We start from the raw sequence: 16,878 nt of genomic DNA on the forward strand, positions 1-16,878 counted from the left end.
TTTGCTTCTCTTATTCAACCAGCGCCAAAATTTTATTTTTTAATATGCGACCGCTTTCTTCAGAGTGGACCGCCAGAAAAATGGTATCATCTCCTGCAATCGTGCCCACAATTTCTTCCAGCTTGAGGCTGTCCAGCGCAGCTGCGACTGCCATGGCCATGCCGGTCATCGTTCGCACGACCACTAGGCTGCCTGCCACCTCTGCACTCACAAACCCCTGCTGCAGAACGCGGCTAAAGCGCAGCGCCGCCATCGGCGGCTGTTCTGCCGTCTCCTGAACAGGCAGGGCATATTTTTGTACACCGCTTTCGCCTACAATTTTTGTCAATCGGAGCTGCCGGATGTCCCTTGATACCGTGGCCTGTGTCACAGAGCAGCCCGCTTCCTGCAACTTGGCTACCAGCTCTTCCTGTGTTTCAATCTCAAATTGATCAATTAAGTCACAGATCAATTTCTGCCGCTTCGTCTTCATGCTTCTTTTTCGTGAGCTTCCCGTACTGCACGCTCAATCAGTGTCGGTATATCCTCACCTGCTCCTTTCTCCATTTTGGTATCTTTTATTAAATAAAGTAAAAACTCCCGATTTCCTTCTTGTCCACGAATCGGAGAGGCTGTTACATTTTTAACGGCCCAGTTTTTTTCTTCGCAAAAAGCGATCATCTCTCTGAGTACCTGCTTATGCACCTTTTCCTCTTTTACAACTCCCTTTTTGCCAATCTTATCCCTGCCCGCCTCAAACTGAGGCTTGACTAAGCATACCAGCTGGCCTCCTTCTTTCAAGCAGCCTACGATAGCTGGCAGCACCTTTTTCAGTGAAATAAAAGAGACATCCACCGAGGCAAAGTCACAAGGCTCTCCGAGCATCTCTTCTGTCAAATGCTTCACATTTGTATTTTCTATGTTGGTTACCCTTGGATCCTGTCTCAGTTTTTCAGCGAGCTGATCATGCCCTACATCCACGGCATACACGCTGGCTGCGCCATGCTGCAGCATACAATCTGTAAACCCGCCGGTCGAAGCACCTGCATCCAGACACACAGCCTGCTCCAGCTTAATTCCAAAAACTGTCAGCGCTTTCTCCAGCTTAAGACCTCCGCGGCTTACATAGGGCAGCGGGGCTGCCAGTATTTCCAAAGGCTCCTGTACACTTACCATCGTCCCCGCCTTTTTACAGACCGTTCCCCGGCATTTAACCTGCCCGGCCTGGATCCATTCCTTTGCCCTTTCCCTTGAAGGTGCCAGCCCTTCCTGCACAAGGCGCACATCTAAGCGTTGTTTTTCTTCCATACCTTCCATATTCCTTCCGCCGAAATGCCGTGCTTTTCCAAAATATGCTGCCGGCTGTCCTGCGGTAAAAATGCATCCGGCAGGCTCAGACAGTCCACCCGGCAGCCTGCCCCTTGTCTCTTGGCAAGTGCTGCCGCCTGCATGCCAAACCCGCCTGTATAGATATGATCCTCTATGATAATCACCTGATCATGTGTTTGAAAAACCTGATGCAGCAGCTTTTCATCCATCGGGGCAATAAATCTGGCATCAATGACGGTAGGACTGCATCCCTGCTCCGCCATTTTCTGTGCCGCTCGCCTTGCCTCTGTCAAGCATGCGCCTACCGACACAATGGCCGTCCCCTTCCCAGTCTGCAAAACCCGGCCTTTTCCGTATCGAACCGGCTCATGCTCTTCTGCTGCCTCTGTGATAACGCTCCCTTTAGGATAGCGCACCGCAACTGGTCCTTTAAGCTCATACGCAAACTGCAGCATCGCCGTCATCTCTTCCCTGCTGGATGGCGCAAGTATCGTCATATTGGGAATATGACTCAAATAGGCGATATCAAAAACGCCCTGATGTGTTTCTCCATCTTCTCCTACTACGCCGCTGCGATCAATGGCAAACACAACCGGGAGCCCCGGCAGGCACACATCATGCAAAATCTGATCATACGCTCTTTGCAGAAACGATGAATAGATCGCTACAAAAGGCCTCAGTCCGCCTTTCGCCATGCCGGCAGCAAACGTCACCGCGTGCTCCTCCGCAATGCCCACATCATAAATACGCTGCGGAAAATGCTTTCCGAATATGTCAACTCCTGTACCGGATGGCATAGCCGCTGTTACGACAACGGCAGACGGATCCTTCCTGCCAATCTGCGTAAGCGCCTCTCCAAATACATCGGACCAGGTTTCCTGCTTCTGGCACAGATCCTCTCCTGTAACGATATCGAAGGCTCCAATTCCATGATACCGCGCTGCATTGCGTTCAGCCGGCTCATATCCTTTTCCTTTAACGGTTTTTACATGAATGACCACCGGTTCATTAAGTACCTTTGCCTGCTGCAGCACCTCTTTCAAATCGTGCAGATCATGCCCGTCGACCGGTCCCAGATAGGTAAACCCCAGCTCCTCAAAAAGAATGCCTTTTACAAACAGATACTTAGCTTTATTTTTTACAAAGTCAGCCGCCTTATACAAGGGGCGCAGCACCGGAAATTTCTCGACGGCTCTTTTGATTTTTCTTTTTCCGCGCAGATATCCCTTGCGTGTCCGCAGCCGGCTCAGGTGCATGGACATACTGCCTACATTAGGGCTGATTGACATTTCATTATCGTTGACTACTACAATCAGCTTTGTCCGGTCTTTGCCGGCGTTATTCATCGCTTCATAGGCCATACCGCCTGTCATGGAGCCATCGCCAATGACCGCGATGACTTCATGCTGCTGCTTTAATACGTCTCGGGCCTTTGCCAGTCCGTATGCGGCTGAGATAGACGTAGTAGCATGTCCGGTATTAAAGGCGTCATAAGGGCTTTCCTCCATTTTGGGAAATCCACTTAGCCCCCCTTTTTGCCGCAAGGTATCAAATCCGTCCTTACGGCCGGTTAAAATCTTATGTACATACGCCTGATGGCCTACGTCCCAGACAATTTGATCCTGCGGCGCATCAAACACCTGATGCAGCGCAATCGTCAGCTCTACTACGCCAAGATTGGAGCTCAAATGTCCTCCTGTTTTAGACACCTGTTCCAATAAGAACTCCCTAATTTCCTGTGCCAGCTGCTGCGACTGCTCCAGATTCAGCGCCTTAATATCCTTTGGGCTTTGAACTTGATCCAATAACCGCTTCAATCGGGTTCACCCCTTATTTTAATTTCTTCTTTTGATTAACGCTGCCGTGAGCCTGCGCACCTCTTCTCCGTAAGCGCCCGGAAGCACCTTCAGAGCGTCCAGCGCTTTTTGCGTCAGCACCAGTGCCTCCTCCTTGGCTTTTTCGATGCCATAGCAGGAGACAAAGGTAGCTTTCTGGCTTGCTGCATCACTGCTTGGCTCCTTTCCAAGCTCTTCCAGGCTTCCCTCTACATCCAGCACATCATCCCAAATCTGAAATGCCTTGCCCAGCGCTCCACCGGCCGTTTCTAAACAAGCAATCACTTCCGGCTCTGCCCCTGCCAGCAGCGCTCCGCAAACCAGTGCTGCCATCAGCAGCCGGCTCGTCTTGTTATATTCAATATAGGTCAGCTCCTCCAGATCGATCTGGCGTCCTTCACTCGCCAGATCCGCTGCCTGACCGGCAATCATGCCGGATGGCCCGGCGCAGCGGGCCATATACGCCATAGCCTGCGTCATATTTTGCAGCCTTTGGCTGTCGTGCCCCTCTGCCGCCTGTTCCATCGCTTCTGTCATCGTCTCAAAGGCTAGATTGAGCAGACCGTCACCGGCCAAAATAGCATTGGCCTCGCCGTATACCTTATGATTCGTCAGGCGGCCGCGGCGGTAATCATCATTATCCATGGCCGGAAGATCGTCATGAATCAACGAGTACGTATGAATCATTTCCAAACTAAGGGCAAAGGGCAGTAGCTGCGCCTCATCTGCCCCCAGACTCAGGCCTGTCCACATCAGCAGCAGCGGCCGCACGCGTTTTCCGCCTGCCATCAGGCTGTACTCCATGGCCTCCCACACCGAATGATTATAAGCATCCCCGCCGGTTAGCTGCGCCGCCAATTCCTTTTCGATCCTGCCTTTTAAGCTCTCTGCCTCATTCATCCTGACTCTCTTCTCCCTGTTCTAGCACCTGCAATTCCTTTTCTGCCGTATCCAGCAGCGCCTTGGCATGCTCCTGCAACTTCTTACCTTCTTTATATAACGCCATCATATCCGCAAGCGGCAGCGTCTCCTCTTCCATTTTCTCTGTGATCTCTTCCAGCTTTTGCATCGCTTCTTCTAATGTAAGCTCCTGCATTGCTTCTTTTGCGTTTTGCTTCATGCCTTCCTCCCTTTAGATGCAAGCTCCTTCTGCTCTACCTTCACTGTCAACCTTCCGTCCTGCATCTGTATATTCACTCTGTCGGCAATCTGGATCTGCTCTGCTCTGAGGATTGCCTTGCCGGCTTCATCCGTCAGAAGCGCATAGCCCTTTTCCAGCTGATGCTGCGGCGATAAAAGCATCAGCGCATTTTCTAGCGCCTCCAGCTGCTGTTTTTTCTCCTTTAACTGCTGCTCTATTCTATTTTGCTGATACTGCATAGCCATATCAAGCCTCTGACGATAGCTGTCAAGCTGTCTGCCCGGATCCTGCAGCTGCAGTCTCTGCCACCACAGCTCCAGTCTCTGCCGCTGCATCCATAGCTTCTTTTTTAATAAAGCTCCCTGCTTTTGCTCCTCCAGCCCTATGCTTCGCATAATACCAGCAATTTCCGGTACGGCCAGCTCTGCCGCGGCTGAAGGCGTCGGCGCGCGCATATCTGCGGCAAAATCTGCAATCGTAAAATCGGTTTCATGCCCGACTGCTGAAATCACCGGCGTTTTTGCTTCTGCTATGGCGCGTGCTACCATTTCTTCGTTAAACGGCCATAAATCCTCGATTGAACCGCCGCCGCGCCCCACAATCAGTGTATCGATCTCCGCCATGCGGTCTAATGTCTGAATCCCCTTTACAATCGTTGCGGCAGCCCCTTCTCCCTGCACTAAGGCCGGATACAGCACCAGCCGAATCCCCGGATGCCGGCGCCGCGCGATCTGTACAATGTCGCGGATCGCTGCCCCTGTAGGCGACGTTACAATTCCGATTCCTCTTGGAAATGCCGGAATCGGTTTCTTATACGCGCTGTCAAACAGACCCTCCGCCTCCAGCTTTGCCTTCAGCCTTTCAAATGCCTCATACAAAGCTCCGTTTCCCTGCGGCTGCATTTTCTTAACATACAGCTGATACTGTCCTGTCTTCTCATATAAGGAAACATAGCCCTGCACCTGCACCTGCTGCCCGTTCTGCGGCCAAAACTCCAGCAGCCGCGCTTCTCCTACAAACATGACAGCGGCCATGCTGCCCTCTGCATCCTTCAGCGTAAAATACAAATGCCCTGAGGAATGCCTTTTAAAGTTGGAGATCTCACCGCTGACCCACAAAGCGGAAAGCAGCATGTCCTGCTGCAGGAGCTGCTTCACATATCGGTTCACCACGGATACCGAATAGATTCTCTGCTGCAATCTGTCAATCCTCTTCTTCCCGCGGCGCAATACTGCCTAAAATCCCATTGATAAAAGCTCTTGCCGCGCTCTGCGAATACTTTTTCGCCAGCTCTACCGCTTCATTGATGCTCACGCTCGCCGGGATCTCCTCCGCACAGTGAATCTCATAAACAGCCAGCCGCAGGATTGCCAGATCCACCTTTGACAGCCGGCTTAAGCTCCAGCCCTTTACAGCGCCGGCAATCTCTTCATCCAGACTTTCTCTGGTCTGTGCTACGCCTTTTACCTCCCGCAGAATAAAGCTGCGGTCATTTTCCGTGACGGCTTTCTCTGAAAAATTTTCCAGATATGTATCCACCAGCTCTTCGATCTGCTCCTCCTGCTGAAACTGCATTTCATATAAAAGCTTAAAAACATGCTCCCGTGCTTCACTGCGCTTCATAAATGACCTCCCTCTTTGGTTCCTACCTTGAGAAAAGGCGCAACCTCAATAGATTGCGCCTTTTAAATTGTATTTCCTTCTTTTAAGCCTCTTTATCCGCTTTTTCCATATTCATGCTGACAATGTTCACATTCACCGCTTTGACGCTGAGCCCCGTCATGTTCTCTACTGCTGTTTTGATCTTTTGCTGCACCGCGGCGGCAAGCTCCGGTATTTTAGCGCCATACATCATTGAAAGCTCGACCGTACACACCACCAGCCCGTTCTCCATCTGAATACTGACGCCCTTACTTTTATTTTTCTTTGTCGTTTTTTCTATTCCCTCTTGATCGCTGATGGCGAGCCCTGCGATCATTGCGACTACATCATCCGCAATCTTAAGCTGTCCTGCCTGCTGCGGCGCTTTTTCATTTAACGTTTTTTCCTGATCCATATGGCCCTCCTTGCCGCCTCGTTACGCGGCCGAAATCTATGGTTTTTCTCTATTATAAACAATTTTCCTATTAAATGCAAACACTTTTTTAAGGAGCGGACTACCCAGCCTCTTAGCCGCCGATCTTCAATAGACTGATGCGGATTTTGTCAGCGCCAAGCCCCGTAATCCTTGTTAAGATGTCCTGAATCTGCGCTGCCTCCTGCTGCGTAATTTCCTCACGGTCAACAATCACATCCACACAGTCGTCATAAATGCGCACATACACCTCATCAAAGCCCTTCGCCTTGATCATCGCTTCGGCAGCCGCTTCATTTTCAATTCGCTTCTGCAGCTCCAGAATCTTCTGCGCCGCTTCCGATTTCTCTTCATCCGGCGTATCTGCCTGCGCCATCAGCTGATACAGCATATCCTGGCTTTTAGCCCGAGCATTTTCCCGCTCTACCTTGGCTTCTGCAAAATATTCCGGCACGACGGCATCGCTCTCCACCATGATCGCCTCTCCGGGCGTTCTGGCCTCTTCATTTCCCGCTGTTTCCGCTGTCCCAGCTGTTTCTGCTGTTTCTGCTGTCTCCGGCTGCGATTCCTCAGCCTGTGCCTCCTGGTTCTCCTGCGGCACAATCACCCCCTCAGCCGTCACATCCGAATCCGCCGGTTCCGATGTCTCCGTCTCCCCGGTAACCGCCTCTGATTGATTATTCTGCGCCAGCTGTGCTTCGTCCTGCGTACGGTAATTCAAATAACCGGCTACCACAATCATCACAACCAAGAGCACCACCACAATCTGATTTTTCCTTACACTATGCATTTCATTTCCTCCCTGCTTACCTTATTGATACGATGCAATATGCACCCTTTGAGCCGATATTCCCAGAAGGGCCTGCGTAGCCTGCAAAAGCTCCTGCTGTACAACGCTGCTGTCAGCCCCCTCCGCCATAATCAGAATCCCCCGGACCTTAGGGGCTTCCTCCCTTAGAATAAAGGGCTGCTGCGCCGCATCCCGCACTGTTTCCGTTTGATGCTGCTCCTCCACCATACGCCGGCCCTGGCCGGAAACGTTCATGTCCTCCGTTTCCGAACGGGTGTACTCGCTGTCCTGCAGCACATACGCCTCTCCGCCGTCTGCCAAAGTCAGCATCACCCGTACCCTGCCTGCGCCTTTGATATGAGAAAGGGCATCCTCCAAACGTCTGGTCAGCTGTTCTTCATATGTAGCCTTTATTTCAGCTGCCTCTGCGCTTTCCTGCGTTTGATCGGCCTCCTCTTGCTTTGATATATGGGTATTCGAAAAAACTAAAAATATGACTCCTAATCCAAGCAGAAACGGAAAGACAACCGAGAACCAATCCTTCTTTCCTTCCTTTTTGCTGATCCATTCCTTCCAGTTCATCTCAGCCTCATCTCCAGCCTTTCCTCCTCAATTCCCCAATACTGACAAAGACTTTGCCGGATCTTCTCTTCCTCTTCATCAGCTGCTCCAATCTGACCCAGATCAAGACTGCGGTCTAAAAGACCTCCTACCTCCTTTTCCCTGCTCAGTGTGATCTTGATGCTGCCCTCATCCTTCACCTGTATTTGCATCAAAGTATACTGCTCCTGAAGCTCTGCCGGCAGCCCCTGCCGCGTAAGCGCCTCTTCATAGGCGCCCTGCAGCATAGCCTCTGCCTGCTCCTCATAGCGGCTTTGCGGCGCGGCCTCCCCCTGCACCTCTCCTAGTGTCAGCGTTTCCAAATCAACCCCGTCCTGTGTCCATTCGATAACCGGCTGGACCAGCACAAAAACAAATAGCAGACTGAGCACCAGCTTAACATATTTTCTCACGGCTCCTGATGGCATCATGCTTTCCAGCAGCACAGAAAAAATTAAAAGCGTTCCTACACGCAGCACATACTCGGATAATATATTCATACTCTCTTCTCCCTATTGTCCCGTCGTCATCACGAAAATCCCCACTGCGCCCGTAAAAATGACAACGCTGCTGACCAATAGTCCCAGCAGCATAGCGGTGCTGCGCCCCATAGCAGAAAGCACCTGAATGATTCTCGGATCAGCAACCGGCGATAAAAAGGCTGCCATAATACGGTAGATCAGCCAGATTGCCGTTAGCTTTGCCACCGGAATCAGACATATACATAAAAGAGCAATGCAGCCGGCTGCACCGATGCCATTTTTAATCAGCATGCTTCCTGCCAGCACCGAATCCATCGCGCCTGACATGGCAGAGCCCACCACGGGCACAGATGCCATCACTGCTGAAGATGCCTTATACACCGTTTTATCCACCGAAGGCATCACAAAGCCAAAGATCCCCATTAAAAATAAATAAAGAGCGGTAATGGCTTTCATTCCTTTTTCTAATATCGTCCTCACCAGCGATGTAAGCTGTGAAAGAATGGCTCTTTTGCTCATAAAATTGACAAGCTCCAAAATCGTCACCCAGACAATGCATACGGCAAAGCCGTTTTTCATCACCGTCAGAATCACGCTAAACCCGCTTGTCATCATTTCACTCTGCAAAATGCTGCTGATCCCATATCCGCTTGCCACGGCAACCGCTGCCATAGCCGGCAGCATATAGAGGCTTAGATCCCTTACATGCTCAATCAGCCCACTTGCTTCTCGGTATGCAATTTGAAAGCTTTGTACAAGCAGCCAAATCAGGCAGCCATACACAGCTAAAAAGCCAATTTCCCCTACTGCGCCGTCTCCAAAATGAAGCTCCAATGTATTAAAGATCTGCCCTAACAGTGCTAAGGCAATCACCTGCAGCATCAAGCCCATATATTCCTGCACATTGCCCCACAGAGAAACGCCAAAGGCATTAACCCAGTCCGACCAGGAAACAGATGTCTCACCCTTGATCAGCGAAGAAAGAAGCTCTCCGATGCTGCGGCTGCCCGTTTGCTCCTGCAGCGTCTGCTGTCCCTCTGCCTCCTGTATAATCTCATCGACCTCACCAAAATCTAAATAAGAAGGATCCACATCTGTCTCAGCTCCTACCTCTATGGGCTGCCATAAGCTCAGCAGCACAATCAGTACAGCCCTCCATATCCATCTCTTTTTCGTATTTTTCATCCTAGTAGCTCCGCAATCAGTTCTATGAGAGAAGTAAAAACCGGAAGCGCCATTGTCGCCATGATCAGTCTTCCTCCCAGCTGAATTTTAGCCGCCAGCGCCTGCTGTCCGGCATCCTTGCAGATTTCACTGCCAAATTCAATCACGTAGCTGCTGAGAAGCAGTTTAAACAGCAGTTTCATCTGCCTTCCTGAAAGTCCTGCTTTTCCTGCCAGCTCCTGCAGGCCGGAAAGCAGCTGAGAAAGCCCTCTGCTGCTTTCCATCAGCATGCAGATGCCTACGGCAATGGCTAAAAGAAGCGCGATCTCCTTTTTTTGCTGCTGCAGCGTAATCACAAGAATGGCTCCGATCACTCCCAGCACCGTTATCTTCAATACTTCCATCGCGTAAATCCTTATAAATCAAATAAAGATCGAATGGTATTAAAAAGCTCGCTAATATATTCAATAACCCAGAAAAGCACCACAATCAGCCCCGCAAGTGTTGTCAGCATGGCCATATCATCTCTGCCGGCCCTTTGCAGAACCTGTCCCACCACGGCAACCAAAATGCCTACCGCTGCAATTTTAAATACAATCTGAATATCCATTACATTAGCACCACCATCACCAAAATCCCGGCCAGAACACCAATGGTACGGTACAGCCGCCCCTGCTCCTGAATGGCCTGCTCCAGCATCGTTTGCTGCGCATGAAAGTAATCCTGAATCTGACTGATCTGTCCCAGACAGCTTTCCAGCCCCGCTCCCTGCATGCTTTTCCCAAGCCCTTCCAGCATTTTATAATCCTCTTTGTCCAGATGCAGCTCTGCCTTTGACCTCTCCAAGGCCTGCGGCCAAATCTCCGACAGCGGCTTTTGCGCCTGCAGCCCCTCCTGCACTTTCCTCAGCCAAGGCTCCCACTCTCCGGCGCCTGCCTCGATACAGCTTTGGGCCGCCTCTCCAAAATTTTCTCCGATCCGCATCCGACTAGAAAGCAGCATTAAAATCTTTTGCAGGCTCCGATACTCCTGCAGTCTCTTTTCCATTCGATACGCCAGCCAAAAACCAACGCTCCCCACAGATAGCCCCATCAGGATCATGCCAATCCATTTAAACCACTGCATAGCCTGCCCCCTCCGCTGCCTGATAGATCCCTTCAACCGTGCCCGGTCCCCTCCTGCCGCTCAGGACCACCACCCGCTCAAAGCTCCCTTTGCGGATCAGCTCCGCAAACCCAGGCTTTCTTCTCAGCTCCTCCAAATTCGCGCTATGCGCCGTACAGAGCAGCCGCACCCCGGCATTCATAATGGTCTCCACCGCCTCCAGCTCCTGCAGTGCGCCCAGCTCATCCACCGCAATCACCTGCGGATTCATACTGCGCAGCAGCATCAGCATTCCCTCACTTTTAGGCGCTCCATCCAGGACATCCGTGCAGTTTCCTATATCGCACTGCGGCACGCCACGAAAGCTTCCTCCAATCTCCGAGCGCTCATCTGCCACCGCCACGCTAAGTCCCAGCTCGTCCGATGCAAGCCGGATCAGATCGCGCAGCATCGTCGTTTTTCCGCCGCCAGGCGGCGAAATAAGGAGCGTATGCAGCAGCCTCCCGTTTTGCGCCACATACGGAAGCAATTTTTCTGCGCACCCCTTAACCTCATGCGCAATGCGGACATTGAAGCCCGTAATTGGATGAATTCCCTGAATCTGACCGTTTCGCACCTGTGCCTTGCCCGTCATTCCAATTCGGTGACCGCCTTCTACGGTGATATATCCGTTTTTGATTTCATTTTCAAAGGCATATAATGAGCTGCCGCTGATCAGCTCCAGACATTTCAGCACCATTTCCCAGCCGACACATAATGCGTGCTCCGGCGCCTGCAGCTTCTCTCCCTTGGGAGATACAAACCAGTTTTTTCCTGAAATGCTCACCGCCAGCGGCTTCCCTGCGCGGATCCTGATCTCCTGCACCCTCTCGCCTTCCTGCCTTAGCACCTGACTCACCGCTTCCGCAACCGGCAGGCAAAATAAACGTACAATATCTGTCATACAGCTTCCTCCTTTTGCATCCTGTTTACTCTGCGCTTGCTAACTAGTTCATACTATGTGGACAGGCGGGAGAATATGATAAAAAGAAAGAAGCCCCCAAAGTCATTCATGACATTCATGACTTTGAAGGCTTTCTTCTATTTATAAATTTGAAAATCCTCTATGTACCAGTCAGCGGCCTGTCGGATCCTGACCTCTTCCTCACGGGAGGTATGATCCCTGACGGCACACACCCTAAAGCCGGCTCTCTTAGCTGATAAAATTCCGGGCAGCACATCCTCAAAGACAACGCACTCTCCCGGTGCAAGCCTCAGCTTTTCTGCCGCCAGCAGATAGAGATCCGGCTCTTCCTTGCTGCGGCTGACCTGTGAAACATCTGTAAATACATCAAAATATTCATAGATGCCATTGGCCCTTAGTACGGCTTCTGAAAGCAGCCAGGGCGATAGGGTAGCCAGCGCAATCTTAACGCCCTGCTCTTTTAATTTTTTCAGATAAGCGGCGGCTCCTTTTTTACACGGTACCCGCTTCTGATACTCCTCCAGCGCCATGGCATCCCATTCGCGCATAATCTCTTCTGCTGTTTCTGTTAATCCATAGCGCTCTAGCGTATACTGAGCCGCTACGGCATAGGGCGCAGTTTTAACCGTTTGATGATAGATTTCATCCATGATAATGCCGCGGCGTTTTAAAAAAATCTCATCGATACGCCGCCAGACGCCCATAGAATCTACTAAAGTGCCGTCCTGATCAAAAATTGCACCTTGAAAGGAGGCATCTATTAATCCTGTATTCATTTTTTTCCTTTCTGCTGTCTTCATGAAAATAAAAAAGAAGGTATCCTGAGGATACCTTCTTTTCTGCCATTTTGCAATGGTCTTCGCTTAAAAATCTCGCTTTAGATCTGGAAACGGTTCTCGTTTTCATTCTCCTTGCGGTTCTCATTGCGATTTTCATTGCGGTTCTGGTTGTTCTGGCGGTTCTGGTTCTGATTCTGGTTGTTCTGACGGTTCTGATTTTGATTCTGATTGTTCTGACGGTTCTGATTCTCGTTCTCATTTCTGTTCTGATTACGATTCTTGTTCTGATTCTTTTCCATTATAGAAAGCCTCCTGTGTTGAAATCTCTGATCTGCTTTTGCAGATGGTAGTTACAGAGCTTAGTATAATGAAATTGATCTCAATCTATACTGGAAGATTCTTCCATATTTTTAAAGGCCACTGCCAGCATGAGCTTGATCCGGTTGAGCTGATTGACCTCAGAAGCACCCGGATCATAATCCACTGCTGCTATGTTAGCCATCGGATACCGCTTGCGAATAGGCTTGATCATGGATTTAGCCACAATATGATTGGGCAGGCAGGCAAATGGCTGCACGCAGACGATATTATTGATCCCATGATCCATAAGCTCTACCATTTCCGCTGTCAGCAACCAGCCCTCTCCTGTCTGGTTTCCGATTGACATAATTCCGTCTACATACTGTGCTTTATGCTCAATTGGATCTGGCGCTCCAAATCGTTTATACTGACTGAGCACCTTAACCGCATAATTACGATACCGCTCCAGTACGCCGATCACGATTTTATTGATCCATCGTTCGGATTTTTTAAATCCGAGATGCTCTACCTTGAAAAAGCTGTCAAAGGAGCAATACAAAAGAAAGTCCATCAGATCTGGCACAAAGACCTCCGCCCCCTCGTTTTCCAGCACCTTTACCAGCTCATTATTGCCGGTGGGATGATACTTAACCAGGATCTCTCCCACGATGCCGACACGCGGCTTCTTTTCGTCACGGATGGGGAGCTCTGCAAATTCCTTTACCATGCCCCTCACATTGCGGTGAAATTCGGGAAGGCTTCCATTTTGAACATTTCGCGCTGCGCGCGCATGCCATTTCTCATAAAGCGCATCGGCGCTGCCGGGTGTAACCTCGTATGGACGCTGGCGGTACAACAGACGCATGAGAACGTCGCCGTATACGATCGCTACCATGACGCGGTGCAGCAGCATGGGCGTGATCTTGAACCCGGGATGCTTCTCAATGCCGCTTGCGCTGAGGGCAATCACCGGGATCTGCCCCATGCCGGCATCCTGCAGCGCCTTTCGGATAAAGCCTACATAGTTAGAGGCGCGGCAGCCGCCGCCCGTCTGCGTAATGGCGAGCGCTACCTTATTCACATCATATTTGCCGCTTTTGAGAGCAGCCATCATCTGCCCGGCTACCAAAATCGTGGGGTAGCAGGCGTCATTATTGATATACTTCAGGCCTTCCTCGACAGCCTGATGATCGACTGTGGGCAGGATCTCTACCCGGTAACCTGATTTTTCAAAGGCATGCTTTAACAGCCGGAAGTGAATGGGTGCCATCTGCGGCACCAAGATGGTGTAATCCCGCTTCATCTCTTCCGTAAACATCACTTTGTCAAATGCATAGGGCTGCGGGGCCGGGCACACCGGCTGACCGCCGTTTTTGCGCTCCTTCTCTTCCACAGAGGCCTTCAGGGACCGCAGGCGGATGCGGATCGCACCCAGATTGCTGCCCTCGTCAATCTTAATCAGCGTATAGCTTTTATCATGACTATGTAAAATTTCCATAACCTGATCGGCTGTTACGGCGTCGACGCCGCAGCCAAAGGAAACCAGCTGCACCAGCTCCAGATCCGGCTGACTGCCCACGAACTCGGCCGCATCATAGAGCCGGGAATGATAGCTCCACTGATCCAGCACACGGAGCGGCCGTTTCAGCTGCGAAAGGTGAGCTACGCTGTCCTCCGAGAGCACGGCCATCCCAAGCTCTGTAATGATCTTCTCTAGGCCGTGATTGATCTCCGGGTCCACATGGTACGGACGCCCTGCCAGCACAATACCGTGCATTCCTTTTTCGCGCATCACCTTCAGGATCTCCTCGCCCTTGGCCTGTACCTCTCTGCGGTAGGCCTCCAGCTCGGCATACGCCGCATCGACCGCCTGATCCACTTTGTCCCTGCTGATCAGAAATTTTGCTGATAACGCCTGATAAAGCTCCTGCTTCATGCTGACGCTGTCGTTTAAATTCAGGAATGGATTCATAAATGTGATGCCGCTCTCCTCCAACGCCTCCACATTATTTTTAATGGTTTCGGGATAAGAAGTCACGATCGGACAGTTATAATGATTATCCGTTCCCTCCTTCAGCACTCTCTCATAGGGAATGCAGGGATAGAAGATGAACGGCGTTTTTTGCTTAACGAGCTGCATGATATGGCCATGCACCAGCTTGGCCGGATAGCATACGGATTCTGAGGGAATGGTTTCCATGCCGGCTTCAAAGGTCTGCTTGGTCGTGCGCGGCGTTAGGCGGACTGAGAAGCCAAGCTGCGTAAAAAATGTAAACCAAAACGGATAGTTTTCGTATTGATTTAAGGCTCTCGGAATCCCGACCACGCCCATGGGCGCTTCTGTCTCCGGCAGTGGTTTATAATGAGCAAACAAACGAGAATATTTGAATTTATAGATATTGAGATTTTTTTCTGTATCACTCTGCGGCAGTCCTACCCCTCGCTCGCAGCGGTTTCCGGACACCAGCCGGTCGCCGTTAAATACGTTGATGGTGAGCAGGCAGTTATTGGCGCAGCGTCCGCAGCGCTGCTGCGAGGTCTCATACTGAAAAGCGGCCAGCTCCTGAGGTCCCAGCACCTGACTGCGGTGCCCCCGCCCTAATCTTTCCTTTGCAATCAGCGCAGCGCCGTATGCGCCCATAATGCCGGCAATATCAGGACGCACTACCTGCTTACCGGTGATCTTTTCAAAGGCCATCAGCACGGCATCATTGTAAAAGGTTCCGCCCTGCACGATGACCTTTTCTCCCATGGTATTATAATCACGAATTTTAATCACCTTCTGCAGCGCATTTTTGATGACCGAATAGGAAAGTCCGGCCGAGATATCGCCCACGGAGGCGCCCTCTTTCTGCGCCTGTTTTACGCGGCTATTCATAAATACTGTGCAGCGGGAGCCCAGATCCACCGGCTCCTTGGCATCAATCGCTTCTTTCGCAAATTCTTCAATGGGCATTTTCAGAGAATGCGCGAAATTCTCTAAAAAGGAACCACATCCGGAGGAGCAGGCCTCGTTAAGCAGAATATCCTGAATCACTCCGTCTTGAATGCGGATACATTTCATATCCTGCCCGCCGATGTCCAAAATAAACTCCACACCCGGAAGAAAATACTCGGCGGCCTTATAATGAGCCATGGTTTCAATCTCTCCGATATCCACATGATACGCGGTTTCGAGCAGCTTCTCTCCATAGCCAGTTGATACGGAGCCTGCAATGTATGCCTTTTCCGGAAGCTTTTGATAAATATCCGCTAAAATCTCACGCGTTTTCTCTATAGGACTGCCTTCATTGCTGCCATAAAAAGTATATAGAAGCTGGCATTCATCATCCATCAATACTGCTTTCGTTGTGGTAGAGCCTGCATCAATTCCCAGATATACCGGCCCCTCATAGCCGGTCAGCTCTGCCCTTTTTACTTGATCACGGCCATGCCGCTCCTGAAAGGCCTGATACTCCTCTTGATCTTTGAACAGAGGCTCTAGTCTCTGAATTTCCTTGGTGATAACCCCCTGCAGCTTTTGCGCAGCCTGATAGATGTCATCAAAGCTCCGGACTTCGCCATCTTCCGCCGTATAGGCGGCCCCCATGGCCACAAAAAGCTGGGAGTTTTCGGGCACAATCGTCTGCTCCGGCGTGAGATGCAGCGTTTCTACAAACCGCCGGCGCAGCTGCGGCAGGAAAAACAGCGGTCCGCCTAAAAAGGCTACGTTTCCGCGAATCGGCTTGCCGCAGGCAAGGCCGGCGATGGTCTGATTGACGACGGCCTGAAAAATGGAGGCGGCAATATCCTCTTTGGGCGCTCCTTCGTTGATCAGCGGCTGGATGTCTGTTTTGGCAAATACGCCGCAGCGCGCGGCAATGGGATAGAGCGTTGTAGAATGCTCAGCCAGTGCATTGAGCCCGGCTGCATCCGTCATCAGAAGACCTGCCATCTGGTCGATAAAAGCGCCTGTTCCGCCAGCACAGGTGCCGTTCATTCTTTGCTCGATGGATCCGTCAAAATATGTAATTTTAGCGTCTTCTCCGCCTAGCTCAATGACCACATCCGTCTGTGGAATCAGCATTTCTACGGTTTTGGTGGAGGCGATCACCTCCTGTACAAACGGAATGCTTAACCACTTGGCTACGGAGAGCCCTCCGGAACCGGTCACATGTATTTTAACCTGTTGCCCTTTGAGCGCATGCTCATGCGCTCTGGCAATTACTTCTGCAATCGTTTCTTTAATGTTGGCAAAATGACGCTGATATTCTTGATAAACCAAGTAGTCATTTTCATCCAAAACAGCAATCTTAACTGTCGTAGACCCTATGTCCAGTCCAACCCGATAGACCATC

Annotated in this window: 19 protein-coding genes; all 19 read right to left on the reverse strand. The window is 50.9% G+C overall.

The features are described 5' to 3' along the window. Positions 1–10: 10 nt before the first annotated feature. On the reverse strand, positions 11–472 hold the full coding sequence (gene argR / locus HFE64_09730; GenBank protein ID MCI8633741.1) for an arginine repressor: 462 nt from the start codon (positions 470–472) through the stop codon (positions 11–13). Beyond that, on the reverse strand, positions 469–1,287 hold the full coding sequence (locus HFE64_09735) for a TlyA family RNA methyltransferase (GenBank protein MCI8633742.1): 819 nt from the start codon (positions 1,285–1,287) through the stop codon (positions 469–471). The genes argR and HFE64_09735 overlap by 4 nt, the downstream gene beginning before the upstream one ends. After that, the gene (locus HFE64_09740) at positions 1,266–3,125 is read right to left on the reverse strand and encodes a 1-deoxy-D-xylulose-5-phosphate synthase (GenBank protein MCI8633743.1); all 1,860 of its coding nucleotides are present in this window, start codon (positions 3,123–3,125) and stop codon (positions 1,266–1,268) included. Before HFE64_09740 ends, HFE64_09735 begins: the two co-directional genes overlap by 22 nt. Positions 3,126–3,143: 18 nt before the next feature. Beyond that, on the reverse strand, positions 3,144–4,043 hold the full coding sequence (locus HFE64_09745) for a polyprenyl synthetase family protein (protein ID MCI8633744.1): 900 nt from the start codon (positions 4,041–4,043) through the stop codon (positions 3,144–3,146). After that, complete coding sequence (gene xseB, locus HFE64_09750; GenBank protein ID MCI8633745.1) at positions 4,036–4,263, reverse strand: exodeoxyribonuclease VII small subunit; 228 nt, start codon at positions 4,261–4,263, stop codon at positions 4,036–4,038. The genes HFE64_09745 and xseB overlap by 8 nt, the downstream gene beginning before the upstream one ends. Further along, positions 4,260–5,483, reverse strand: coding sequence for an exodeoxyribonuclease VII large subunit (gene xseA / locus HFE64_09755; protein MCI8633746.1), 1,224 nt, complete (start codon positions 5,481–5,483; stop codon positions 4,260–4,262). Before xseA ends, xseB begins: the two co-directional genes overlap by 4 nt. 4 nt (positions 5,484–5,487) lie before the next feature. Further along, positions 5,488–5,907: a transcription antitermination factor NusB gene (nusB, locus tag HFE64_09760; GenBank protein MCI8633747.1), complete on the reverse strand. Its 420-nt coding sequence runs from the start codon at positions 5,905–5,907 to the stop codon at positions 5,488–5,490. 82 nt (positions 5,908–5,989) lie between these two features. Then, positions 5,990–6,340 carry an Asp23/Gls24 family envelope stress response protein gene (locus HFE64_09765; protein MCI8633748.1) on the reverse strand — a complete coding sequence of 117 codons (351 nt, stop codon included), beginning with the start codon at positions 6,338–6,340 and terminating at the stop codon, positions 5,990–5,992. 112 nt (positions 6,341–6,452) lie between these two features. Continuing rightward, complete coding sequence (locus HFE64_09770) at positions 6,453–7,148, reverse strand: SpoIIIAH-like family protein (GenBank protein MCI8633749.1); 696 nt, start codon at positions 7,146–7,148, stop codon at positions 6,453–6,455. Positions 7,149–7,169: 21 nt separating this feature from the next. Further along, on the reverse strand, positions 7,170–7,730 hold the full coding sequence (locus tag HFE64_09775; GenBank protein ID MCI8633750.1) for a hypothetical protein: 561 nt from the start codon (positions 7,728–7,730) through the stop codon (positions 7,170–7,172). Further along, complete coding sequence (locus HFE64_09780) at positions 7,727–8,248, reverse strand: stage III sporulation protein AF (GenBank protein MCI8633751.1); 522 nt, start codon at positions 8,246–8,248, stop codon at positions 7,727–7,729. Before HFE64_09780 ends, HFE64_09775 begins: the two co-directional genes overlap by 4 nt. Before the next feature lie 12 nt (positions 8,249–8,260). Next, on the reverse strand, positions 8,261–9,415 hold the full coding sequence (locus HFE64_09785) for a hypothetical protein (GenBank protein ID MCI8633752.1): 1,155 nt from the start codon (positions 9,413–9,415) through the stop codon (positions 8,261–8,263). Continuing rightward, the gene (locus HFE64_09790; GenBank protein MCI8633753.1) at positions 9,412–9,798 is read right to left on the reverse strand and encodes a hypothetical protein; all 387 of its coding nucleotides are present in this window, start codon (positions 9,796–9,798) and stop codon (positions 9,412–9,414) included. Before HFE64_09790 ends, HFE64_09785 begins: the two co-directional genes overlap by 4 nt. An 11-nt stretch (positions 9,799–9,809) precedes the next feature. After that, a complete protein-coding gene (gene spoIIIAC, locus HFE64_09795; GenBank protein MCI8633754.1) occupies positions 9,810–10,004 on the reverse strand; it encodes a stage III sporulation protein AC in 195 nt (64 codons plus the stop codon). Beyond that, complete coding sequence (locus HFE64_09800; GenBank protein ID MCI8633755.1) at positions 10,004–10,519, reverse strand: hypothetical protein; 516 nt, start codon at positions 10,517–10,519, stop codon at positions 10,004–10,006. The genes spoIIIAC and HFE64_09800 overlap by 1 nt, the downstream gene beginning before the upstream one ends. After that, on the reverse strand, positions 10,506–11,441 hold the full coding sequence (gene spoIIIAA, locus HFE64_09805; GenBank protein ID MCI8633756.1) for a stage III sporulation protein AA: 936 nt from the start codon (positions 11,439–11,441) through the stop codon (positions 10,506–10,508). Before spoIIIAA ends, HFE64_09800 begins: the two co-directional genes overlap by 14 nt. 137 nt (positions 11,442–11,578) lie before the next feature. Beyond that, a complete protein-coding gene (locus tag HFE64_09810) occupies positions 11,579–12,238 on the reverse strand; it encodes an HAD family phosphatase (protein MCI8633757.1) in 660 nt (219 codons plus the stop codon). 101 nt (positions 12,239–12,339) lie between these two features. After that, positions 12,340–12,540: a hypothetical protein gene (locus tag HFE64_09815; GenBank protein MCI8633758.1), complete on the reverse strand. Its 201-nt coding sequence runs from the start codon at positions 12,538–12,540 to the stop codon at positions 12,340–12,342. Positions 12,541–12,620: 80 nt separating this feature from the next. Further along, the gene (locus HFE64_09820; GenBank protein MCI8633759.1) at positions 12,621–16,877 is read right to left on the reverse strand and encodes a 2-hydroxyacyl-CoA dehydratase; all 4,257 of its coding nucleotides are present in this window, start codon (positions 16,875–16,877) and stop codon (positions 12,621–12,623) included. Position 16,878: the final 1 nt, after the last annotated feature.

Source organism: Lachnospiraceae bacterium, assembly GCA_022794035.1.
Taxonomy (GTDB): Bacteria; Bacillota; Clostridia; order Lachnospirales; family Bianqueaceae; genus CALWPV01.